Source organism: Streptomyces sp. NPDC051105, assembly GCF_040682795.1.
Lineage (GTDB): Bacteria > Actinomycetota > Actinomycetes > Streptomycetales > Streptomycetaceae > Streptomyces.
On sequence record NZ_JBFBBR010000007.1, the window covers coordinates 255,922 to 277,793 of the forward strand.

Below are 21,872 nucleotides of genomic sequence, written 5' to 3' on the forward strand. Positions count from 1 at the left end.
CACGCCCGACATGCACAAGACCGCGCCCGCGAAGGGCCGCCGCTCCGGCCGGCGCGGCGGTGGAGTGATGGGCAGCACCGGCCTCTACATCGCCACCGGCGTCGCCACCCTCCTCTTCCTGGTCCCGTTCTACATCCTGCTCCGCAACGCCCTTTCCACGGACCCCCAGATCACCGGAGAGCACTGGGAGTTCTTCCCCACGCACCTCCAGTGGGGCAACGTCAGGGAACTCTTCGACGACCCGCAGGTGGACTTCGCCCAGTCGATGTGGAACTCGCTGGTCGTCGCCGTCTCCATGACCGCCGGCATCCTGCTGGTGTGCTCCCTGGCCGGCTACGCCCTGGCCCGCATCCCCTACAAACACGCCAACAAGATCTTCTACGTCGTCCTGGGCACCCTGATGGTCCCGACCTCGGTGACCTTCGTGCCCAGCTTCGTGCTGGTCTCCTCGCTCGGGTGGGTGGACACCTATCGGGGCCTGATCATTCCGGGCCTGTTCAGTGGTTTCACCTGCTTCCTGTTCCGGCAGTACTTCCTGGGGTTCCCGAAGGAGCTGGAGGAGGCGGCACGCGTGGACGGGCTCGGCTACTGGGGCGCGTACTGGCGCATCGTCGTACCCAACTCGCTGAACTTCTTCGCGGCCATCGCCACCATCACCTTCATCAACGCCTGGAACGCCTTCCTGTGGCCCCTGGTCATCGGTCAGGACCCGGGAGCGTGGACCGTCCAGGTCGTGCTCTCGTCGTACATGACCAACCAGACGGTCGTCTTCCACACGATCTTCATGGCCACCGCCATCTCCATCCTGCCCCTGGTGTTCGTCTTCCTCTTCCTCCAGCGCTGGCTGGTGCAGGGGATCGCGCAGACCGGCATCAAGGGCTGACACCTTTCCGAAGACCTGGAGACCGATGTCTTTCCGTACCTCCGCCACCGACTACGTCGAGGACGTCTCCCCGGGCTCGGGCGCACTGCCGCCCCGCGCCCGGTACCCGCACTCGGACGCCGAGTCGCTCTCGCTGAACGGCCGTTGGCGCTTCCGGCTGTCGGCCACGGCCGACGCCGAGGACGACGCGTTCGCCGAGCCCGGGTATGACGCCGGCGGCTGGGCGGAGGTCTCGGTCCCGGGCCACTGGGTGCTCCAGGGCCATGGCGCGCCGATCTACACGAACCACCTCTACCCGTTCCCGGTGGACCCGCCGAGGGTCCCGACCGAGAACCCAACCGGCGACCATCTCCGTGTCTTCGACCTGCCCGGGGGCTGGGACCTGACCGACGGCGGGGCGGTCCTCCGCTTCGACGGGGTCGAGTCCTGCGCCCGGGTCTGGCTGAACGGCACGGACCTCGGCGAGTTCAAGGGCTCCCGGCTGCCGCACGAGTTCGCGGTCGGTCACCTGCTGAGGCCGGCCGGCAACGTGCTCGCCGTCCGTGTCCACCAGTGGTCGGCCGGTTCCTATCTGGAGGACCAGGACCAGTGGTGGCTGCCCGGCATCTTCCGTGACGTGACCCTGCTGCACCGCCCGGCGGGCAGCGTCCTGGACTTCTTCGTCCACGCTTCCTACGACCACCGCACGGGCGAGGGCACCCTGTGCGTCGACTCCGACGTCGACGGGCGGGTGTCCGTGCCCGCCCTGGACATCGATGTCGCGACCGGCGAGCCGGTGACGGTCCCGGTCGAGGCGTGGACGGCGGAGACCCCGAAGCTGTACGACGGTGTGCTGGCCACCGAGGGTGAGCGGGTCCCGCTGCGGATCGGCTTCCGGACGGTGGCGCTCGCCGACGGGCTGATCAAGGTCAACGGCACGCCCGTCCTCTTCAAGGGCGTCAACCGGCACGAGTGGCACCCCGAGCGGGGCCGTGCCCTCGACCTGGAGACCATGCGGGCGGACGTGCTGCTGATGAAACGGCACAACATCAACGCCGTCCGCACCTCCCACTACCCGCCCCACCCGGACTTCCTGGACCTGTGCGACGAGTACGGCCTGTGGGTGATCGACGAGTGCGACCTGGAGACCCACGGCTTCACCGAACAGGCCTGGCGGGACAACCCGGTCGACGACGACCGCTGGACCCCGGCCCTGCTCGACCGGGCGGCCCGGATGGTCGAGCGCGACAAGAACCACCCGTCGGTGGTGATCTGGTCGCTCGGCAACGAGGCCGGCACCGGCCGGGGCCTGACCGCGATGGCCGAGTGGATCCACGGCCGGGACCGGTCACGGCTCGTGCACTACGAGGGCGACATCAACTGCCGTGACACGGACGTCTATTCACGGATGTACGCCGACCACGCCGAGGTCGAGCGGATCGGCCGGGGCCTGGACGGCGGCACGCACAAGCGACGGCGACTCCCCTTCATCCAGTGCGAGTACGGCCACGCCATGGGCAACGGCCCCGGTGGCCTCGCCGACTACCAGCGGATCTTCGAGTCGTACGACCGGATCCAGGGCGGCTTCATCTGGGAGTGGATCGACCACGGCATCAAGGACGACCGCTACGGCTACGCCTACGGCGGCGACTTCGGCGAGGAACTGCACGACGGGAACTTCGTCTGCGACGGACTGGTCTTCCCCGACCGGCGGCCCTCCCCCGGGCTGGTCGAGTACAAGAAGGTGATCGAACCGGTCCGGTTCGAGGGCGACGGCACCGCCGTCCGGATCACCAACAAGCAGGACTTCGCCGATCTGTCCGCGCTGGCCTTCACCTGGTCGTACGAGGTCGACGGCGAGACCGTCGAGTCGGGCGGCCTGGCCGTCCCCGCGCTGGCGCCCGGTGAGTCGGCGGACGTGAAGCTGCCGGACCCGCCCGCCGTCACGGGCGGCGGCGAGACCCGGTGGACGGTACGGGCGCTGCTCGCGGCCGACACCGCCTGGGGGCCGCAGGGCCATGTCGTGGCCTGGGGCCAGTTCCCGGTCGCAGCACGGCAGTCGCCGTCCCTTGCCGCAGCCGTCGGGCCGGTGCCCGGCGAGGGCCGGATCGGCCTCGGCCCCGCCACCTTCGACGCCCGCAGCGGCGCGCTGCTCGGCATCGGGCCGGTGGACGTGACCGCACTGCGCCTGGACGTCTGGCGGGCGACCACCGACAACGACGACGGCGCGGCCTGGCAGAGCGACATCCGCTACGGCCGGCTGTGGCGCACGTTCGGTCTGCACCGCATGCGGCACCGCCTGGACGCGGTGGAGGCGGACGGCGACGCGCTGACCGTACGCACCCGAGTGGCCCCGGCGGCCTGGGAGTTCGGCCTGGTCACGGTCTACCGCTGGACCTCGGACGGCGACCGCCTCAAGCTCACCGTCTCGGTGTCCCCCGACGGCGACTGGACGGTGCCGCTGCCCCGGCTCGGCATCCGCTTCGGACTCCCGGCGGCCGAGCGCGTGCGGTGGTTCGGCGGCGGCCCCGAGGAGGCCTACCCGGACACCAGGTCGGCCGCCCTGATCAGCCGTTGGGAGTCGACGGTCGACGACCTCCAGACTCCGTACGTCCGCCCGCAGGAGAACGGCGCCCGAGCGGACGTCCGTTGGGCGGAGATCGGCGGCCTGCGGATCGAGGGCGACCCGGAGTTCTGGTTCACCGCCCGCCGCTGGACCACCGAGCAGCTGGACGCGGCCGCCCACCGCACCGACCTCACCCCGGGTCCTGCCGTGTGGGTCAACTTGGACCACGGCCAGCACGGCATCGGCTCGCAGTCCTGCGGCCCGGGCGTGCTGCCGCCGTACCAACTCCACGCCCAACCGGCCCAGTTCTCCTTCGTGTTCTCGCACATCGGCTGAACCCCACTCCGCGGATGGCCCCGGGACCGGTCACGGTCCGGGGTCTTCGCGCTGCTCATCCGCCATCCCCCGGCCCGCAGCGGTACACCGTGTAGGCCGAGACCTGAACCGGTGAGCAGTGGCCGATGACCCAGCGCATCAGGGCCCGGCCCGGGGTCCTGGCGCGCCGGGCACGGTGGGTGAGGTCGGCACGGCCCAGGAGGACGTACCGGAGCCTGCCGGTGTCGATCAGATGGTGGAAGGCCGTGGCGGCGGGGAAGGGCACATGGGCGGTGAAGCCGCCCACCGGCAGGACCGGGGCGTTGGCCGCGAGGATGAACGGTGCCGCCGCCTGCCAGCGGGGTACGGCGGCCAGATAGCGGGCGCCGTCACGGTGCGCGGTGAGGTAGGCGAGGACCCGCCGCTGGGCCGGGGTCAGGGCCGAGGTGGCGTTGTGGAGGCGGACGCTGGCCGGGCCGACCCGGCCGAAACCGCCGGGCTGGTTGTACCGGAGGGACAGCGCGGACGCGGACCACACCGTGGGGATGACGAGGACGGCGATGAGGGCGACGGCGAGGCCGGTCCGGTGCCCGCGCGGCCGGGCGGCGACGAGCAGGGCCAGTGCCGGCAGGGCCAGTGCTACGGCGACGGCGACCGACCAGACGAAGAAACGCGGGTAGGTCAGGGCGAGCGCCGCGCACCAGGCGACGTTGACGGCGAGCACGGCGCTCAGCGCGCCGCGCCGCCGTACCTGTGTCAGGCCCGCCCCGGCCAGTGCCGCCAGGGCCACCGCCACCACGCCCATGTAGTACGTGTGCCCGGTCACGCTGCCGAAGCTGAAGACCAGGAAGAAGGTCACCAGCCACACCCCCCACATCAGGTGTCCGGCCAGGGCGGGGTCGGTACGCGGGGCGCGGCTGCGCCACAGCGCCAGCCCTCCGGCCACCAGGCCGAGGGCGGCGAGCGGATACAGCCAGCCCGTCTGGGTGGCGATGCCTGGGCTGAACATCTTCCAGACGCTGTCGCCCATGCCCGCCGACAGTGTGCTGTGCGCCCGGTCGGCGACGATGCTGCCGGTGCCGGCCGCGTCGACGCCCAGGGCGCGGAAACGGGTGAGGAAGTTGTAGCCGACGACCATCCCGAACGGCGAGTTGTCGGTCGTCCCGTCCAGGTACGGGCGGGCCGACGCCGGGGTGAGTGTGGCGACCAGCGTCCAGGACAGGGACACCGCCAGCATGACCGCGCCCGACACCGCCAGGTCGCGGATCCGGCGGCGCAGGGACGTCGGCGCGGCCACCAGATAGGGCACGGCCAGCGCGGGCAGCACCGCCCAGGCCTCCAGCATCTTGCACTGGAAGGCCGCTCCGACCCAGACGCCCGCCAGGACGAGGGTGCGCATCCGGGCCCGGGCGGTGGCCCGTTGGGCTGCCTCGGCGGCCAGCAGCAGCAACAGCACGAACGGCGCGTCCTCGGTCACGGAACGGGCCAGGCCCACGGTCACCGGGGTGAGCGTGAGAAAGGCGGCGGCCAGCAACCCCGCCCCCACACCCGCCCACCGCCGTACCACCACATGCAGCAGCACCACGGCGGCCACGCCCTCCAGGCCCTGCGGGATCACCAGGGCCCAGGGGTGGAAGCCGAAGGCCAGCGCCGACAGGGCCTGCGGCCACAGGAAGCCGGGCAGTTTGTCCAGGGTGATCGAGCCCGCCGGGTCGAAGGAGCCGTAGAAGAAGTCGGCCGGGTTGTCGGTCATGCTGCGGACCGCGCTCGCGTAGAAGGCGTGGTACGCGCTGTGCCAGATGCCCCAGAAGTAGAGCAGCGCGGCGAGGGCGGCGACGGCGCCGAGCAACGGCCGCTCGTAGCGCTCGGTGCGGGTCCGCGCCGGGGTCGGCGGAGGCGGCGGCCCCTGGACACGGACGAGCGGCGCGGTGACGGCAGGGCTCGGCATCGGAGGCGGCCTCCAGGACTCCCGGGTTCCAGGACTTCCGGTACGTCCTGGATTGCTATGGCCTCTAGGACGGGTGGAGATCGACGAAGGTCACATCCGGAACGGTATGAACATTCCGGATCTTCGTGAGTATCCGCCGTAGCGCCCGTGACCAGCCTGGATCCGGGCCGTGTCTCACCGGCCTCTCACCGCAACCTCACCCGGCGGCTCGGCGGGCGGCCCGCCCGGCGTGCTGGGCCGCGAGGCGCACCGGCGCGTTCTGGGCGCCGTAGCCGCGATAGCCGGGATCGCGCTCGACCAGTTCGAAGAACACCCGTCCGACGGTCCGGGTGTAGCAGTGCCGGAAGACACCGCCCGCGTCCCGGTCGTAGAGGATGCCGAGGGATCGGTACGTCTCCAGCTCGCCGTCGGCGAACTCGAACCGGGCGGCCAGGTCGTCGTAGTAGTTGGCGGGAATGGGCAACGGGCTGCCGCCGGCGGCGCGGAAGGCACGGGCCGCGGCGACGACGTCGTCGGTGGCCAGGGCGATGTGCTGGGCGTGCAGGGTGTCGTCGGCCGGGGCCGCGCCGGCGCCGAGGGCGATCCGGACGCTGCCGTCGGCGTTGGTGACGGCACGGGAGCGCAGCAGCCCGTAGGGGTCGGCGACGTCGACGCTCTCCTGGGCGGGCAGTCCGAGGACGCCGCGGTGGAAGAGGGCCGCCTCGTCGTACTGGTGCCAGGGCTGGGTGAGCGCGAGGTGGTCGATACGTGCCGGGACGGACGCCGGGGTGTGCGACATGTCGACGAAGTCGGCCCGCCAGTCGGGGAGTTCGGGACCGCGACCGGTGGCACAGAAGAACAGTTCGGTGCCGTCGGGGGCGGCGACCGCGTCGAGCACAGCGCACCCCGCCGCCCGGGCAACCCGCAGCAGCTCGGTCTCCAGCGGCCGGTACACCACCTCGGCCACCCACAACCCGGGACGCAGCAGCTCGGCCGGCAATGGAAGCCCGGGATGCGCGGCCATCCCCGTAGGCGTCGCATGCACCAGTCCATCGGCGTCGGCCAGTGGCCCGGCCAGCCGGTCCGGCGTCGCGGCGACCGCCCGCCCTTCGCCGAAGTACCGGTTCAGAGAGCCCGCGAGATCCGCTGCCTAGGGGTGTGTGATGTTGACCCCGTCGAAGCCGAGGTCACGGGCGGCCCGCACCAGGTACCCCACGGCCTCGGGCGGCACGCCCAGCACGTCGATGCCGATCAGCCGGTACAGGTACCGCAGCCCCTGCCGGTCGGCCTCGCGCTCGTGCAGGGCCGGGCTGAGCGACGGGCCGATACCGGAACGGATCAGTCCGACGGGATACGAGTCCTTGGCCACGTGGCCCTCCCGAGCGGCATCGCTAATGTACGAACTAGTACGTTAGCTATACCAGCCGAACCGCCCCCGGGAAGACCCTGGCCGCCGGGCCCGGCCCGCCTTCTAGAATCTCCGGCACCGGAGCCGTACTCCCGAAGGAACCCGATGACCAGCGTCGAAGAACCGGCACAGACCAACGGGCGGATCCGTGACGCCGCCCGCACCCAGGCCGAGATTCTCGACGTGGCCACGCAGGAGTTCGCCCGGGCGGGCTACGACGGTGCCCGCGTCGACGAGATCGCGGCCCGCACCCGCACCACGAAGCGGATGATCTACTACTACTTCGGCGGCAAGGAACAGCTGTTCACAGCGGTCCTGGAGCGGGCGTACGGCGTGATCCGCGAGGCCGAGCAGGAGCTGGACGTCGAGCACCTCGACCCGGTGGCGGCGATCCGCCGGCTGGCGGAGCTGACCTTCGACCACCACGAGCAGCACCCGGACTTCATCCGCCTGGTCGGCATCGAGAACATCCACGGCGCCGTGCACATCGCGGCCTCCGAGAAGCTCGGCAGGATCGGCTCACCGGCCCTCGAGGTGATCCGCCGGATCCTGGGCCAGGGACAGGCGTCCGGGCTGTTCACGGCCGACGTCGACGCCGTCGACCTGCACGCGATGATCAGCTCGTTCTGTTTCTTCCGGATCGCGAACCGGGCCACCTTCGGCGCCCTCTTCGGCCGCGACCTGGTGGACCCGGCACAGCGCGCGCACTACCGGACCATGCTCGGCGACATGGTGATCGCCTACCTCACCGCGGAGCGCACGGCGGGCTGACCGCCGTAGCCAGGGAACCCGCACGACTCTTGACAGCGGGGAAACGCGAGCGCAAGATGTTTACCCAATCGCGACTAACTATCCAGTGGGTTAATTAGCACCGCCCGCTGGGTCCGCCCACTGGGCGCGATCCCGGCGTGGGCGACGCTGTCGGACCGGATCGGCCGACGGCCGGTGTACCTGATCGGTGCGGTGGGCAGCGCGGTGGCGATGTCCGGCTACCTGTGGGCGATCTCCACCGGCTCCTACCCGCTGATCCTGGTCCTCGGCATCGTCGCCTTCGGTGTCGTCTACAGCGCGGCGAACGGTGTCTGGCCGTCCTTCTACGGCGAGATGTTCTCGACCCGGGTACGGCTGTCCGGCATGGCGATCGGCACCCAGATCGGGTTCGCGGTGGCCGGGTTCGCCGTGACCTTCGCGGCGCGGATCGCGGGTCCGGACGGGGACGACTGGTCGGCGGTGGCGCTGTTCACCGCGGCGCTGTGCGTGCCACCGGTCATCGCCGCCCTTTCGGCACGCGAGACCCACCGGCTGGCCACGGAGGACCTCGGCTCACACACCTCCCGGGAGGCATCCCGCCCGGAGACGGTGACGGCCTGAGCCCGGCCGGCGAGGAGCAGGCGCACGTCCGCCCGGACCGGCGTCCGGGCGGACAGCGGGGCGTCACCCTGCAGCGGCCTCCCGGATCAGCGGCTCGAACTCCCGCCGTACGTAGACGTCGAACGGCTCCGACAGTGCCCCGTCGATCACCCGCCGCACCCGGTGCCCCGCCGCGAACTCCTTGATCTCCGCGCGGGATTCGGGCCCCACGCCGCCGCCGATGATCAGCACCCCGAACTCCCCGGTCCTCAACAGCTTCCGGGCCTCGTCGTCGGTGCTCACCCCCTCCGCGTCGAAGCCGTCCGCACGCAGGGTGGCCAACACAGCCGTCACCCTGGCGGGCGTCCTCCCGAGCACCAGTGTCCTCATGGCCGTTCCTCTCCACGACGTCGGCATCAGCGCAGCCGACTGTAGAACCTCAAGCACACTTGAGATCAAGCGTCTCCAAGGGCCGGGGGGCGGGGCCGCCCACCCCCAGTCGCCGGTCAACCAGGGCTGGAAGACCGGCAGTTGCCGAGTCGCGGCGCACCGGGGGTGGTGCGTGGACTCGGCCGCCTGCCCGGCGAGAACCTACCCTGAGTCGGTACGGCCGGAGGGGCGCCCGCGGTGCACGGACACCTGTCTCACCTCCCTTGTGTCCGCCGCCCCACGAGTTCCCTCTTGGCGGCGAGCGCCTTTGCCAGCACCTTGGCCCGGTAGGGGTTCGCGGCGCTGAGGGCCGACGCCACCGCCACCGCCTCGTCCAACAGCGCCAGCCGCTGCTCGGGCAGCTCCCGCACCAGCGACGACGCGCCGGCCTCCACCAGAACGTACGCCAGCTTCGACCCGTACACCTCCGGCTCGACCTGTGTCAGCAGGCGGTAGATCCGCAACCCCTCGGTGCCGCGCACCACCCGCCGGTTGGCACTGAGCAACTGGACCCTCGCCCGCATGACCATGTCCTGATCCATCGATCCCCCTCCGTTCCCTCACCCCCACCTGCACCCGTCCCTCGACGGGACAGCACGACGAACGCGCCGACATCCGAGAACGGATGCCGACACGGACGTCGGAGAGTGGATGACGACGAGTCTGCAGGCAGGCCACGACCCCGGACAAGGCTGAACGGACGTGCGCTCCGTCCTACCGCAAACCACGTTCGAGCAGGCATGATGGACCTGACACTCACTCAATCCCCCCGCTCGCCCTGCCCTGTTCCTGGGCGCCGGCGCAGTCGCCTTCGGTCTCATCGAGGTGTTCAGCGCCCTGCACCTGCTGTCAGGTGACCGCCCCGGCCCGGACGGTCACCGGCTGCTCACCGAGTGCGGAAGTCCCGGGCCGGCGCTCATGAGCGGGGCCTTCGGTCACGCCCTGGAGGATGCGAACGGGGGCTCGTGGAGCGCGTGTCTCAGCCGGACACCAGCAGCTCCGTCCAGTCCTTCGCCACCCGTTCCAGCGAGAAGCCCTCCCGTACCTGGCCGCGGGCCGTTTCCCCGGCCGCGCGCCAGTCGTCCTGGTCCGCCAGTGAGGCGATCGACTCGGCCATCGCCTCCGGGGTGTCGTGGATCCAGCGCCGGTCGTAGATCTCGTCCGCGCCCGGCCACGGCAGCAGCGCGGGTACGGCGCCGGAGGCCATGCCCTCGGCCGGGGCGAGGTGGAAACTCTCGTCGTCGCTGGTGGACAGGACATGGCCGACGCGGCGCAGCCAGTTCGGCACGTCCGGGCCGAACTGGTCGAAGACGACGGCCCCTTCGAGCAGCGGCGAGGTCTGCATCCGGCGCAGGATCGCCTCGTAGTGGGCGCGTTCCTCGGGCTTGTTCCAGATCCACCAGTACTCCCACGGCGGCTTGGACTTGACCGAGAGATGCCAGCGCCGGTCCTGGGCGCGCAGCGCCTCCAGGACGTCGAGGCCCAGGTCGAGGCGTTTACGGCTGGGCGCGATGCCGATCATGCCGAGCCGGTGCCGGGCGCCGGGGGCCTTGGGCCGGTCGAGCTGGTCGACGTCGACCCAGTTGCCGATCGTGGTGATCTTCGAGGCGGGCCAGCCGGTGCGCTCCCGGGTGCTGCGGGCGTAGTACGGGCTGACGCACACCACGCGGTCGACGGCGTCGATGTCGACCTGCCGCGGGTAGCCGGCGTCGAGTTCGAAGCGGTGCAGGCGGACGATTAGCCTGCTGCCGCGCCGCTTGTGGCGGCTGTACCAGACCGCCGCCGGGCCGCACCACTCGACGACCACCACATCGGCCCAGTCGGCGAGTTCACGGCTCGCGGCCGGGTCGTGCCGGGCGAGCGCGGGCCAGGCGTCGACGCGTACGTCGAGGCCGGGCAGGGCGCGGAAGTGGTCGAGCAGCCGGGTGAGGAACTTCAGGTCGTGGCCCGCCACCCCGATGCGCAGCGGGCGCCCGCGGCCGGCGACGGCGGCCGGCGCGGTGGGGAAGGCGCCGTCGAGGTGGGCACGCCAGCGGGCGGCCGCGGCCTCCATGGTGTACTGGCGGGCCGCTTCCGCACACCGGTCGGCCGCCAGCTGCCTGGCCTCGGCGTCGCGTACGGCGAGGGTGACGGCGTCCACCGCGTCCGCGAGGGCCGCGTCGCCGGGCACGAACAGCGGGTAGTCGGTGCCGAGCAGCGCCTCGTGAGCGGGCGTCCGGTTGAGTACGACGGGCAGGCCGAGGGAGCCGAACTCCAGCACCTTGGTGGAGAGTTCGAGGCTGGCGTCCAGGGAGGAGTCACGCCAGCCGAGGCCGAGGTCGCAGTCGGCGGCGATGCGCATGGCCTCCTCGCGGGGCACGCCGCCGTGGTGGACGACCTCGGCAGTGGTGCGCAGCGCCTCGGCCATGGCGATGTCGAAGCCGGGGTGGGCGGCATCCTTGTGGATCTTGTCGCCGACGGCGTGGAGTTCGGCCCGGATGCCGCGTTCGGCGAGCCGGGCGGGCAGCCGGGTCATCGGGAGGGTGTTCCAGCGGGGCGCGAACTTGCCGGTGTAGACGAGGCGTACGGGATCGTGCAGTCCGTCGCGCTGCGGGAGCGGGACGCCGGGTTCGGGCACCGCCGGAGGGCAGAGCACGGCCCGGCCGCAGGCCTCCGGCACCCATGCCTCCAGGAAGCAGCGCAACTCCTCTGTCTGGCACAGGAGGTGTCGGGAGGCGTTGGCGATACGGGCGAGGTCGACGCGGTCCTGTTCGGTCATCTGGGCCGGGGACTGCGGGATGTCGGTGAGGTAGGCCCAGACGCGTCCGTGGAAGTGGCCGTCGCCGACGAGCTGCTTCACCAGCCGGCGGCCGCGCAGCACCAGCAGGTCGCAGGGCTCCTCCTCGTCCAGGCGGGCGAGCAACTGCGAGGCCTGGAAGGGGGACAGGGGGTGCGCGCCCTGGCCGGGGACGAGGTGATCCTCGTAGGGGCGGACCACGGTGACCCCGGGCAGTCCGGCCAGTGGGTCGGTCAGCCGGCCGGTCTCCACGGGGGCCTTGAGGACGAGCCGGGTCCGGCAGCCCGCGCGGGACAGCGCCTGTACCGTCGACTGGGCCCAGACGGCTGAGCCGTCGATGAGGTTGAGGTCCACGTCGCCGTAGACGAGCGCCCTGAGGGTGCGGGTCATGACGGTTCCTTTCCACGCACGGCGAACAGGCGGTGCCCGGCGCGCGACCAGGTGTCCGGTGGGGTGCCGGTGTCCAGGAGTGACCGGCGCACGAGCAGCGGCTTCAGGGCCGGCACGAAGGCGTAGTCGTCGGCGGCGGGGGTGTGGCCCACCGCGTCGGCGCCCGAGAACTCCTGGGCGCAGAGCAGGTCGAGCAGCAGGGTGTCGGGGCGGTCCTCGGTCAGGTCCGTCCAGTCGGCGACCCAGGGTGCGGTGGGCGGTCCGGAGTGGACGGTGACGGAGGCGGCGGTGAGTTCGCCGAGGTCGAGCCCCACGGGGTCGGCGACCACCACCTCGGCCGGCCGGTGCAGTTGGCAGAGCGTCTGGGCGACGAGACGGGCGACGTCGGTGGCGTCCCGGGGCGCGGCCAGGACGGCGACCCGGCGTTCGGCCGTCGGGGCGGGGGCGCCGACCAGTTCGGCGAGCCGGGCCAGTCGTACCCGGGTGCTGTCCTGCTGGAAGACGTCCCGGAGCCGGTCGCGGCCGTCGGTGACCGGGTCGAGGCGGGAGAGCGCGGTCCCGGTGTCGCCGTCGAGGACGGCGTCCCAGGGTAGTGGGGACAGGCCGGGCGCCAAGGACGCCGGCCCGTCCCGCCACAGCACCGCCGTCCGGCCCAGTCCCCGGGCCTGGCTGATCAGTTCGGCGAGGCGGCGGTCCAGGTCGGGGGCGTGTCCGGTGCCGGTGAGCGTCCAGGGGCCGGCCTCGCCGGTGCAGGCGCCGAGCTGGACGAGGAAGACGTCCGGGTCGGTGCGCTCGATCAGCAGCCGCCCGTCGTGCGGTAGCACCCGGCTGACCACGGCGTCGGCCGCGAAGTCGGCGGCGGTGCGGTCGGTCAGCACGCCGGTGATCACCAGCCGGTCGCGGGGGGCCACGGACAGGGCGCGGTGGGAGAGGTAGAACCGGTCGTCGGCCGGCGCCTCCGGTGCCGGGGCGGCGCTCGCGACCCGCACCGGCCGGCCCCTGACCTTCCGCTGCCGCCACAGCCCGTACAGCTCCCCGGGCAGCCGGGCCGCGCCCCGCTTGGGCGACCGGGCCGCGGACACCAGCGCCTTGCCGACCCGCAATGAGGTGGAGCCCTCCAGCATGGCCACGCGGGCCTCCAGCACGCCGGTCCGCTCCCGGGCCCCGCGCAGGGCGGAGGCGAGCTGGTCCTTGTCCCGCAGGGCGGCGGCCAGCCGTTCGGCGAGGCCGTCCTCGCGGGCGGTCTCCAGGGCGCGGGCGGTCTCCTCGGCCGCGCGTTCCAGGTCGATCAGGCGGGCCCGCTGGGAGCGGGAGACGAAGTCGGCGAGGACGTACTCGTCGGCGATCCGGAGGGCCGTGGCGAACCCGTCGGCCGGCAGCGGGTGGCCGAACCAGTCGTGCGGCGGCAGGAGTTCCTCGGTGCAGGCGAAGACCGCGCCGGAGTGCAGATGTGTGTAGCCGAGCGCGGCGGCGTGCAGCACCTGGCAGCGGTGGGCCACCAGGGCGTCGAGGAGGCGGTGGTAGGGCAGGTCGGTGCCGGGGTGGCCGAAGACGATCAGGCCGCGGCCGCCGGGCCGCATCCGTTCCAGTGCGGCGAGACACTCCGCCTCGTCGCCGTGCAGGGCGGGGTCGGGACCGTAGCAGAGGAGCATCAGCTCCCCCTCTCCGACCGGCTGTTCGTGCCGGGTCGAGGCGACGCCCGGCGGGAGGTGGAGATAGGGGTCAAGACGCAGGCCGCCGCGCGTCGCGTCCACGACCGAGGTCACGTCGTCCAGGTGCGGGTGGAGCAGATCGGTCAGGCGCATCAGCGGGTCCTTGTGAAGACGTGGAAGCCGACCCGGTTCTCACGGAAGCCGTAGGGCCGGAAGAGGGTGTGACTCAGGCCCAGGGGATCGAGTTCCTTGCGGTAGGCGGCGATCGGCCGGTGCAGGATGTAGTCGCCGCGCGGGACGGGCTCGTCGGTGTGCTCGTCGGTGACGATCAGCCGGCCGGTGATCCGGACCAGCGAGGCGAGGTTGCGCAGGCCGGCCGCCCACTGCGCGTCGTCCATGACGTGGAAGAGGACGTCCACGCACATCACCACGTCGTAGAGCCAGGGGCTGCGCCACTCGTCGAGGGCGGCCAAGGCGTAGCGGGGGCCGCCGCCCTCGGCGCGGGCCTGGCTGACGGCCTCCTCGCTGGCGTCGAAGGCGTCCACGTGGTGGCCGCACCGGGCCAGGGCGCGGGCGAAGTGCCCCTTGCCGCAGCCGGCGTCGAGCACGAACAGCGGGGAGGCCGGGCTGGACAGGTCGCCGATCAGGGTGAGCAGTTGGCCGAGCCGTACCGCGTAGAAGATCTCGTTGCCGGGCCGGTCCAGGCCGATGTGGCCGCCGGAGGCGAGGTCGTCGCGTTCGCGGTGCCGGGTGTCCCAGTAGGTGCGGACGGTGTGTCCGAGGGTGCGGGGACCGTCGGGGTGGGTGCGGGTGGCGTCAGTCATGGCGCTCCAGCCACTCGGTGAGGACACGGGCGATACGGGGGCCGGCCTTGCCGTCCCACAGCGGCGGCCCCTCGGGGGCGGCGGCCGGCGGTCCGTCCAGGACCTTGCGCAGGGCGGGTACCAGTTCGCCGTGGGTCACCAGGCGGTTGGTGCCGTGGGTGACGGTGACGGGGCGTTCGGTCGTGGTGCGCAGCGTCAGACAGGGGACGCCCAGCACGGTGGTCTCCTCCTGGACCCCGCCGGAGTCGGTGATCACGGCGGCGGCGCCCCGGACCAGGCCCATGAACTCGACGTAGCCGAGCGGTTCGAGCAGATGGATACCGGGCGCGTCGGCAAGGCCCGCCTTGCGCAGCGCCTCGCGGCCGCGCGGGTGCAGGGGTACGGCGAGGTCCAGGTGGCCGGCCGCCTCGGTCAGGGCGCGGGCGGCGGCCGCGGCGGCCTCGGGGTCGTCGACGTTGGCCGGCCGGTGCAGGGTGACCACGCCGTAGCGTTCGGGCAGTGCGTGGGCGGTGCGGGCGGCGGCCGGGTCGAAATGGTCCAGATGGGTGAGCAGGGTGTCGATCATCGGGTTCCCGACGAGGTGCACACGGGCCGGGTCGACGCCCTCGCGGGCCAGGTGGCCGACGGCTTCCGGGCTGGTCGCGAAGTGCAGTTCGGCCAGCTGGTCGACCAGGCGCCGGTTGACCTCCTCCGGCATCGCCATGTCGAAGCTGCGCAGGCCCGCCTCGACATGGGCCACCGGGATGCCCAGCTTGGCGGCGGCCAGCGCCGCGGCGAGGGTGGAGTTCACGTCGCCGTACACGACGACCAGGGCCGGGGCGCGGGCCAGCAGCTCGCCCTCCAGCGCCACCAGCAGGTCGGCGGTCTGCCGGGCCTGGCTGCCGGAGCCGACGCCCAGATCGGTGTCCGGAGCGGGCAGGCCCAGCTCCCGGAAGAAGATGTGCGACATCCGTTCGTCGTAATGCTGACCCGTGTGCACCAGGACCTGGCCGTGCCCGGTCGCGCGCAGGGCGGCGACCACCGGCGCGGCCTTCACGAAGTTCGGCCTGGTCCCTACGACATGGAGTACGCGGCCGTTCATGTCGTACGTTCTCCGCTCTGTCGGCCTACCTTGGCGACATGGCCCGACTACTGTTCCCGCACATGCCGCGCCGTGTTCTTCGGATCCCCCGTGCACTCAGCTTGGCCGCATCCGTCGCATGGGGCGAGTTGCGGAACGACCCCGCGCGGGCCGCGCTGCTCGGTGTACGGCTGCTGCCGGGGCGGGTGCGGCGCGGGCTCGCACCGGTCGAGCGGCGGCTCGCCGCCCGGGCCCGCACGGCCGGGCCGACCGCGAGGCCCTCCGCCGCCCGGGTAGCGGCACCGGCCGGGCGGCCGGTACGGCCCGAGCCCGGCCGGGTGCTCCATATGGTGACCAACGGGCTGCCGTTCAGGCACGCCGGCTACACCGTGCGCACCCAGGCCCTCACCGAGGCCCAGCGGGCCGCCGGACTCGATCCGCACGTGGTGACCCGCATCGGGTTCCCGGTGGCGCAGGGCGTCCTGGACGCACGCCCGCTGCAGATCGTGAACGGGGTGCCGCAGCACCGGCTGCTGCCGCTGAACCTGCCGTACGGGCAGGGCCCGGTGCTGGCCCGCAACGCCGAGCTGGCCGGGCGCCTGGTGGAGCGGCTGCGGCCCGCCGTGCTGCACGCGGCCACCGACCACGGCAACGGGCGGGTGGCGCTGGCCCTGCGGGAGACCTACGGACTGCCGGTGGTGTACGAGGTGCGCGGGTTCCTGGAGGAGACCTGGCTGACCCAGGCGGCGGGCCGTACTCCGGACGACCCGACCTACCGGGCGCGGCGCGCCCTGGAGACGTACTGCATGCGCCAGGCCGATCTGGTGCTGACGCTGGGCACGGCGATGAAGTCCGAGATCGTGTCCCGCGGGGTGCCCGAGGAGCGGGTCCTGATCGTGCCCAACGCGGTGGACGACGCCTTCCTCGCCCCGCCGCCGGACGGGGCGGAACTGCGTGCCCGGCTCGGTATCGCGGCGGACGACTACGTGGTGGGCACCGTGAGCAGCCTTACTCCACACGAGGGAATCGGCACATTGCTCCATGCGGGTGCCGAACTGCGCCGCCGTGGGGTTCCGCTGCGGCTGCTGATCGTCGGTGACGGACCCGAACGCGGGGCACTCGAGGCGCTGGCCGACCGGCTGGGTCTCGGCGCCGGCGTCGCGCTGTTCACCGGCCGTGTCCCGCACCACCAAGTGCGCTCCTACCACGCGGTTCTGGACGTTTTCGCGGTGCCGCGCACCGATGAACGGGTCTGCCGTCTGGTCACCCCGCTCAAGCCGGTCGAGGCGATGGCGAGCGGTCTGCCCGTGGTGGCCAGTGATCTCACCGCCCTGCGAGAAGTGGTCGAATCGGGAGTCAGCGGGCAGCTGATCTCGCCTGAATCTCCGCATGCTTGGGCAGAAGCTCTCGAAGTATTGCTTTACAGTCGAGAACGGCGGGATGAATGGGGAGCGTCCGCCCGCGCTCTGGTAGCGCGTGACCGCACCTGGAAAAGGGTCGCTGCCACGACCCGAGACGCGTATCGCGCTCTTGGTTGTGTCTGAGGCCCCCTCGCCCGGAATCGCACCGTCCGGGCCCTTCGGATCCATACGGCGTCTGCCGTTGAGGGCGGAGTGAATCCCTATGCAGGTCGAAAAGGCCGTACCGCTCGGGGAATTGAGCGAATCGCTCGGGGACGCAGAACGGACCGACGGCTTCGAACTGGCCGTCATCGGGCTCGGCTACGTCGGGCTTCCGCTCGCGCGGGAGGCGTCGCTGGTCGGGCTGAGAGTGGCGGGGCTCGACCTCGACCCACGGGTCGTGGAGGGCCTCAACGCCGGACACTCCCATGTGGACGACGTCTCCGACGACGACGTCGCCCGCATGCGGCAGGCCGGCTTCACCGCGTACACGGACGACGCCTGTCTGGCCCGTGCGCAGACGATCGTGATCTGTGTGCCGACCCCGCTCAGCGAGGACGGCGGTCCCGATCTGAGCGCGGTGACCTCCGCGGCGCGGGCGGTGGCGGGCAGGCTGGGCCGCGGACGGCTCGTCGTCCTCGAATCCACGACCTATCCGGGCACCACCGAGGAGGTGGTGAAGCCGATCCTGGAGGAGTCCGGGCTGCGGGTGGGCAACGACTTCTCGCTGGCGTTCTCACCGGAGCGGATCGACCCCGGCAACGCCACCCACGGGCTGCGCGAGACCCCGAAGGTGGTGGGTGGCTGCACCCCGGCGTGCGCGGCCCGGGCGGCCGCCTTCTACGGCAAGCTCGTCGACACCGTCGTACAGGCCAAGGGCACCCGGGAAGCCGAGATGGCCAAGCTCCTGGAGAACACCTACCGGCACGTCAACATCGCCCTGGTCAACGAACTGGCCATCCTGTGCCAGGAGTTGCGGGTCGACGTATGGGACGCGATCCGCTGCGCCGGCACGAAGCCGTTCGGTTTCCAGCCCTTCCGGCCGAGCGCCGGGGTGGGCGGGCACTGCATCCCGATCGACCCCAACTACCTGTCGTACAAGGTGCGTTCGATCGGCTACGAGTTCCGGTTCGTGGAACTGGCCCGGGAGATCAACGCGCACATGCCGGAGTACGTCGTCCGGCGCGCGCAGGATCTGCTCAACCACGAGGGCCGCGCCCTGCACGGCTCCCGGGTGTTGCTCCTGGGCGTCACCTACAAGCCGGACGTCGCCGACCAGCGCGAGTCGCCGGCGGTTCCGGTGGCGCGGCTGCTGCGGGACCGGGAGGCGGAGATCGCCTTCCACGACCCGTTCGTGCCCGCCTGGTTCGTGGACGGGGAGGCCGTGCCGCGCGTCACCGACGTCATGGCCGCCGTGCGCTCGCACGATCTGACGATCCTGCTCCAGGACCACTCCGCGTACGACCTCCCGGCCCTCGGCGACGCGGCCCGGCTGCTCTTCGACACCCGCGGGCGGATCTTCCGGCCCGGTGTCGAGGTGCTGTAGGCGACCTCTGTGGCAACTCCCCTTCCGCCGCCTGGAGTCCGAGGGCTCCGGGCGGCGGAGTCGAAAGGCGCTCAGATGCGGATACTCGTCGTCACCGTCGTCCACCACCCCGAGGACGCGCGCATACTGCACCGGCAGATCACCGCGCTGCGGGACCGGGGGCACCACGTCGTGTACGCGGCGCCGTTCTCGGCCCGCGAGGTGCGCCCCCGCGCCGACCTCGAAGGCATCGACCTGCCCCGGGCGGCGGGCCGCAACCGCCGGGCGGCAGTAAGCGCGGCCCGCGCGCTGCTCGCCGACCGCGGCCACGAGGCGGACGTGATCCTCCTCCACGACCCGGAACTGCTCCTCGCGCTGCCCGGCACCCTGCGCCGCTGGCGGCGGTCCGAGGCGGCCCCGGTGGTCGTGTGGGACGTCCACGAGGACACCGCCGCCGCCCTCGCCATGAAACGCTGGGTGCCCCGGGCGCTGCGGCCGCCGCTGCGGCTCGGTGTGCGGGCGGCCGAACGGCTGGCGGAGCGCCATCTGCGGCTGCTGCTCGCCGAGGACGCCTACCAGGAAAGGTTCCGTCGTACCCACCCGGTGGTGCCCAACTTCACGACCGCACCGGTGCAGGCACCCGAACCTCCCGGCAGCGAACGCGTCGTCTACGTCGGTCACCTGTCCCGCGCCCGCGGCGCGCTGGACCTGATCGAGACCGCCCGGCACCTGGGGCCGGGACTGCGCATCGAGGTGGCCGGCGCGGCCGACCCGGACGTCCGGGAGGCGCTCGCGGCGGCCGACCGGGACGGCGTGCTGCGCTGGCACGGCTTCCTGCCCAACGACCGCGCCCTCGCGCTGCTCCCGGGCGCGCTGGCCGGCCTCTCCCTCCTGCACGACCAGCCCAACTACCGCCATTCGCGGCCCACCAAGGTCGTCGAGTACATGGCGCACGGCGTCCCCGTCATCACCACGCCCACTCCGCTGGCGGCCGACATGGTCGAGCGGCACGGCTGCGGTCTCGTCGTCCCCTACGAGGATCCGCGCGCGGCTGCGGCGGCGATACGGCGGCTGAGCGCCGACGCGATACTGCGTCACACCACGGCCCAGCGGGGCCGCGAGGCGGCCGTGACGCACTTCAACTGGCCGGACAAGGCGGCCGAGTTCACGTACACGCTGGAGGCCTGGGTACGGGAGGAGGCCGGTGCTGGGCGCGCGGGTGGCACGGCTCGCGCAAAGCGACCCCGCCTCCGCCCGGCAGCCGGAAGCCCGTCACCCGGCCCGAGACCCCGTCCTGGACGGGTCGGCTGAACAGCCAGGCATCCGCCCCCGCGCGCAGCCATCGGGCGATCCCCCTCGATCACAGGTCCTGGGCCAGGCCCTCGGTCCCTGCCGTCAGGCCCGCGGAATGCCGTACGCCCGCTCCACCCGCAGCCGCAGCACCAGCCGGCGGTCACGGACCATCGCGGCACGGTAGTCGTCCCAGTCGGGGTGCTCGCCCTGGACGTCACGGTAGAGGCGGACGAGTTCCTCGACGGTCTCGTCGTAGGGGTCCTGGGCGACCGGCGAGAGCTCGGCGGTGCCCTCGGCGACCGTGTACGCCCAGCGGTCGGGGCTGGTGACGTGGTAGGAGGCACGCGGGTCACGGCGCAGGTTGCGGGTCTTGGCGCGGTCGTCCGTGATCGAGACACGGACGGTCCGCTCGTCCGGGTAGTACGCGTGATTGACATTGGACAGCTGGGGGCGGCCGTCGCTCTTGAGGGTGACCAGCACCCCGTTGTGGCCTTCGGCGAGCAGCTTCAGAAGAGCGTCCTGGGTCATGTGGGGAGAACCCCGCCCGGGCCACCCCGCATTCCCGCCGAACCGGTCGGCGGGAAGACCGCCCGCCCGGCCGGGTGTACCCCGAGTGCACACGGGAAGACGGGGGCATGTACACGTGGGCGCCCTGCCGGTGTCCGGAGTCGCAAAACCGCTTCTCGTCCTGGCGTTCCTGGCCGCGCTCGGCGTGGCGGCCCTGTGTCCCTTACCCGGCGCCCCTTCTATAGCGTCCGTCACACCACACGCGGATGAGCGGGACCGTTCCCCTGTTCCTGCGCGACGATGAGGTCCGAGGTCGGACCGCGCAGCGGGACGACACGACCGGAGGAGAGCGATGGCACAGCTGCGACAGGAAGTCGACCCCAGTGAGGTCGGGCTGGACGTGAAGGCGCTGGACCGCCTCGACCAGCACTTCGCCCACTACGTCGACGAAGGGCGCCTGCCCGGCTACCTGGTGGCCGTGGCGCGCGGCGGCCGGATCGCCCACCTCACCACGCAGGGCCACCGCGACCGGGCGGCCGGACTGCCGGTCGAGCCGGACACCATCTGGCGGGTGTATTCGATGACCAAGCCGGTCACCGCGGTGGCGATCCTGCTGCTGGTGGAGGAGGGCCTGCTCTCCCTGGACGACCCGGTCGGCCGCCTGCTGCCCGAGTTCGCCGATCCCCGCGTGTACGTGAGCGGTTCGGGAGCGGACATGGTGACCCGGCCGGCCGACGGGCCGATCCTGATCCGGCATCTGCTCACCCACACCGCCGGACTGACCTTCGCGTTCTACCACTCGCACCCGGTGGACGCCCGCTACCGCGAGGCCGGCCTGGAGTTCTCGGTGCCGGCGGGCGCGGACCTCGCCGAGACGATGGAGGTGTACGCGCGGATGCCCCTCCAGTTCGAACCGGGCACGCAGTGGAACTACTCCGTCGGCTTCAACGTGCTCAGCCGCGTCATCGAGGTGGTCTCCGGGCAGCGGCTCGACGAGTTCTTCGCGGACCGGATCTTCCGCCCGCTCGGCATGCCGGACGCGGGCCTGCACATCGTGCCCGAACAGGCCGACAGGCTCTCGGAGTTGTACGGCGAGACGGAGGACGGCGGCATCGAGGCGATCCCCGGGCTGCCGCTGCGCGGCCGCCCCCGTCTCCTGTCGGGCAGCGGCGGCCTCGCGGCGACGGCGTACGACTACCACCGCTTCATGGAGATGCTGCGCCGGGGCGGCGAGCTGGACGGCGTCCGGCTGCTCTCCCCCGCCTCGGTCGGCCTGCTCTCCGGCAACCACCTGCCCGGCGGCACCGACCTGCGGGCCTTCGGCGCCCCACCCCATCGGGAGCCCGGCAACGACGGCCTCGGCTTCGGCCTGGGCGTCTCGGTGGTGATCGACCCCGCCCGCACCCTCTCGCCGAGCAGCCTCGGCAGCTACGGCTGGACCGGTGCGGCCACCACCGCCTTCTGGGTCGACCCCACCCACGACCTGACCGTGCAGTTCCACACCCAGGTGCGCCCCAAGACCCTGAAGATCCTCCCGGAGCTGCGCCGGCTGGTCCACGAGACGATCCAGGACTAGGGCCTGTCGGAC

The 21,872-nt window shown here is 72.2% G+C and carries 16 protein-coding genes and 2 pseudogenes; 8 read left to right on the plus strand and 10 right to left on the minus strand.

What is annotated here, in order from left to right; genetic code table 11:
- The first annotated feature begins 10 nt into the window (after positions 1-10).
- Together AB0N16_RS19770 and AB0N16_RS19775 are read left to right on the plus strand one after the other, a co-directional pair.
- Complete coding sequence (locus tag AB0N16_RS19770) at positions 11-883, plus strand: carbohydrate ABC transporter permease (RefSeq protein ID WP_365798578.1); 873 nt, start codon at positions 11-13, stop codon at positions 881-883.
- 25 nt (positions 884-908) lie between these two features.
- Positions 909-3,764 carry a glycoside hydrolase family 2 TIM barrel-domain containing protein gene (locus tag AB0N16_RS19775; RefSeq protein WP_365798315.1) on the plus strand — a complete coding sequence of 952 codons (2,856 nt, stop codon included), beginning with the start codon at positions 909-911 and terminating at the stop codon, positions 3,762-3,764.
- Positions 3,765-3,819: 55 nt separating this feature from the next.
- Here AB0N16_RS19775 and AB0N16_RS19780 read toward each other — a convergent pair whose 3' ends face one another.
- From AB0N16_RS19780 to AB0N16_RS19790, 3 genes and pseudogenes are all read right to left on the minus strand, one after another.
- Positions 3,820-5,691 (minus strand): glycosyltransferase family 39 protein, encoded by a 1,872-nt coding sequence (locus AB0N16_RS19780; protein WP_365798317.1) that lies wholly within the window; start codon positions 5,689-5,691, stop codon positions 3,820-3,822.
- Between the two features lie 196 nt (positions 5,692-5,887).
- Positions 5,888-6,571, minus strand: a pseudogene (locus AB0N16_RS19785) (VOC family protein); the annotation flags it as partial.
- Positions 6,560-7,039: pseudogene (locus tag AB0N16_RS19790) on the minus strand (shikimate dehydrogenase); the annotation flags it as partial. The pseudogenes AB0N16_RS19790 and AB0N16_RS19785, both read right to left, overlap by 12 nt.
- A 144-nt stretch (positions 7,040-7,183) precedes the next feature.
- Between AB0N16_RS19790 and AB0N16_RS19795 the strand changes: the two are divergent.
- Positions 7,184-7,849, plus strand: coding sequence for a TetR/AcrR family transcriptional regulator (locus AB0N16_RS19795; RefSeq protein ID WP_365798319.1), 666 nt, complete (start codon positions 7,184-7,186; stop codon positions 7,847-7,849).
- 93 nt (positions 7,850-7,942) lie between these two features.
- Complete coding sequence (locus AB0N16_RS19800; RefSeq protein WP_365798580.1) at positions 7,943-8,449, plus strand: MFS transporter; 507 nt, start codon at positions 7,943-7,945, stop codon at positions 8,447-8,449.
- 63 nt (positions 8,450-8,512) lie between these two features.
- Here the strand turns inward: AB0N16_RS19800 and AB0N16_RS19805 are convergent, their stop codons facing one another.
- The 6 genes from AB0N16_RS19805 to wecB form a co-directional block, all read right to left on the minus strand.
- Positions 8,513-8,818 carry a hypothetical protein gene (locus AB0N16_RS19805; protein WP_365798320.1) on the minus strand — a complete coding sequence of 102 codons (306 nt, stop codon included), beginning with the start codon at positions 8,816-8,818 and terminating at the stop codon, positions 8,513-8,515.
- A gap of 254 nt (positions 8,819-9,072) precedes the next feature.
- Positions 9,073-9,399, minus strand: a complete 327-nt coding sequence (locus tag AB0N16_RS19810) for a hypothetical protein (protein ID WP_365798322.1) — start codon at positions 9,397-9,399, stop codon at positions 9,073-9,075.
- Between the two features lie 437 nt (positions 9,400-9,836).
- Complete coding sequence (locus AB0N16_RS19815; RefSeq protein WP_365798324.1) at positions 9,837-12,023, minus strand: glycosyltransferase; 2,187 nt, start codon at positions 12,021-12,023, stop codon at positions 9,837-9,839.
- On the minus strand, positions 12,020-13,828 hold the full coding sequence (locus AB0N16_RS19820; RefSeq protein WP_365798326.1) for a hypothetical protein: 1,809 nt from the start codon (positions 13,826-13,828) through the stop codon (positions 12,020-12,022). The genes AB0N16_RS19815 and AB0N16_RS19820 overlap by 4 nt, the downstream gene beginning before the upstream one ends.
- Entirely contained in the window at positions 13,828-14,499 is a 672-nt protein-coding gene (locus tag AB0N16_RS19825) for a methyltransferase domain-containing protein (RefSeq protein ID WP_365798328.1), read from the minus strand. Before AB0N16_RS19825 ends, AB0N16_RS19820 begins: the two co-directional genes overlap by 1 nt.
- Positions 14,492-15,580, minus strand: a complete 1,089-nt coding sequence (wecB, locus tag AB0N16_RS19830; RefSeq protein WP_365798330.1) for a UDP-N-acetylglucosamine 2-epimerase (non-hydrolyzing) — start codon at positions 15,578-15,580, stop codon at positions 14,492-14,494. The genes AB0N16_RS19825 and wecB overlap by 8 nt, the downstream gene beginning before the upstream one ends.
- Positions 15,581-15,681: 101 nt before the next feature.
- Between wecB and AB0N16_RS19835 the strand changes: the two genes are divergently transcribed.
- The 3 genes from AB0N16_RS19835 to AB0N16_RS19845 all read left to right on the plus strand — a co-directional run bounded on the left by AB0N16_RS19835 (position 15,682) and on the right by AB0N16_RS19845 (position 19,795).
- Entirely contained in the window at positions 15,682-17,103 is a 1,422-nt protein-coding gene (locus AB0N16_RS19835) for a glycosyltransferase (RefSeq protein WP_365798332.1), read from the plus strand.
- A gap of 79 nt (positions 17,104-17,182) precedes the next feature.
- Positions 17,183-18,505, plus strand: a complete 1,323-nt coding sequence (locus AB0N16_RS19840; protein WP_365798334.1) for a nucleotide sugar dehydrogenase — start codon at positions 17,183-17,185, stop codon at positions 18,503-18,505.
- 75 nt (positions 18,506-18,580) lie between these two features.
- Positions 18,581-19,795, plus strand: coding sequence for a glycosyltransferase (locus tag AB0N16_RS19845; RefSeq protein WP_365798336.1), 1,215 nt, complete (start codon positions 18,581-18,583; stop codon positions 19,793-19,795).
- Positions 19,796-19,879: 84 nt separating this feature from the next.
- Here AB0N16_RS19845 and AB0N16_RS19850 read toward each other — a convergent pair whose 3' ends face one another.
- Positions 19,880-20,305 carry a PPOX class F420-dependent oxidoreductase gene (locus tag AB0N16_RS19850; protein ID WP_365798338.1) on the minus strand — a complete coding sequence of 142 codons (426 nt, stop codon included), beginning with the start codon at positions 20,303-20,305 and terminating at the stop codon, positions 19,880-19,882.
- A gap of 331 nt (positions 20,306-20,636) precedes the next feature.
- On the opposite strand from AB0N16_RS19850, the gene AB0N16_RS19855 reads away from it, so the two are divergent.
- On the plus strand, positions 20,637-21,860 hold the full coding sequence (locus tag AB0N16_RS19855) for a serine hydrolase domain-containing protein (RefSeq protein WP_365798340.1): 1,224 nt from the start codon (positions 20,637-20,639) through the stop codon (positions 21,858-21,860).
- Positions 21,861-21,872 lie beyond the last annotated feature (12 nt).

Excerpts from the sequence above, each read along its gene's own strand:
- AB0N16_RS19770 (WP_365798578.1), top strand. The coding sequence starts at position 11 with ATGCACAAGACCGCGCCCGCGAAGGGCCGCCGCTCCGGCCGGCGCGGC.
- AB0N16_RS19775 (WP_365798315.1), top strand. The coding sequence starts at position 909 with ATGTCTTTCCGTACCTCCGCCACCGACTACGTCGAGGACGTCTCCCCG.
- AB0N16_RS19780 (WP_365798317.1), bottom strand. The coding sequence starts at position 5,691 with ATGCCGAGCCCTGCCGTCACCGCGCCGCTCGTCCGTGTCCAGGGGCCG.
- AB0N16_RS19795 (WP_365798319.1), top strand. The coding sequence starts at position 7,184 with ATGACCAGCGTCGAAGAACCGGCACAGACCAACGGGCGGATCCGTGAC.
- AB0N16_RS19805 (WP_365798320.1), bottom strand. The coding sequence starts at position 8,818 with ATGAGGACACTGGTGCTCGGGAGGACGCCCGCCAGGGTGACGGCTGTG.
- AB0N16_RS19810 (WP_365798322.1), bottom strand. The coding sequence starts at position 9,399 with ATGGATCAGGACATGGTCATGCGGGCGAGGGTCCAGTTGCTCAGTGCC.
- AB0N16_RS19815 (WP_365798324.1), bottom strand. The coding sequence starts at position 12,023 with ATGACCCGCACCCTCAGGGCGCTCGTCTACGGCGACGTGGACCTCAAC.
- AB0N16_RS19820 (WP_365798326.1), bottom strand. The coding sequence starts at position 13,828 with ATGCGCCTGACCGATCTGCTCCACCCGCACCTGGACGACGTGACCTCG.
- AB0N16_RS19825 (WP_365798328.1), bottom strand. The coding sequence starts at position 14,499 with ATGACTGACGCCACCCGCACCCACCCCGACGGTCCCCGCACCCTCGGA.
- wecB (WP_365798330.1), bottom strand. The coding sequence starts at position 15,580 with ATGAACGGCCGCGTACTCCATGTCGTAGGGACCAGGCCGAACTTCGTG.
- AB0N16_RS19840 (WP_365798334.1), top strand. The coding sequence starts at position 17,183 with ATGCAGGTCGAAAAGGCCGTACCGCTCGGGGAATTGAGCGAATCGCTC.
- AB0N16_RS19845 (WP_365798336.1), top strand. The coding sequence starts at position 18,581 with ATGCGGATACTCGTCGTCACCGTCGTCCACCACCCCGAGGACGCGCGC.
- AB0N16_RS19850 (WP_365798338.1), bottom strand. The coding sequence starts at position 20,305 with ATGACCCAGGACGCTCTTCTGAAGCTGCTCGCCGAAGGCCACAACGGG.
- AB0N16_RS19855 (WP_365798340.1), top strand. The coding sequence starts at position 20,637 with ATGGCACAGCTGCGACAGGAAGTCGACCCCAGTGAGGTCGGGCTGGAC.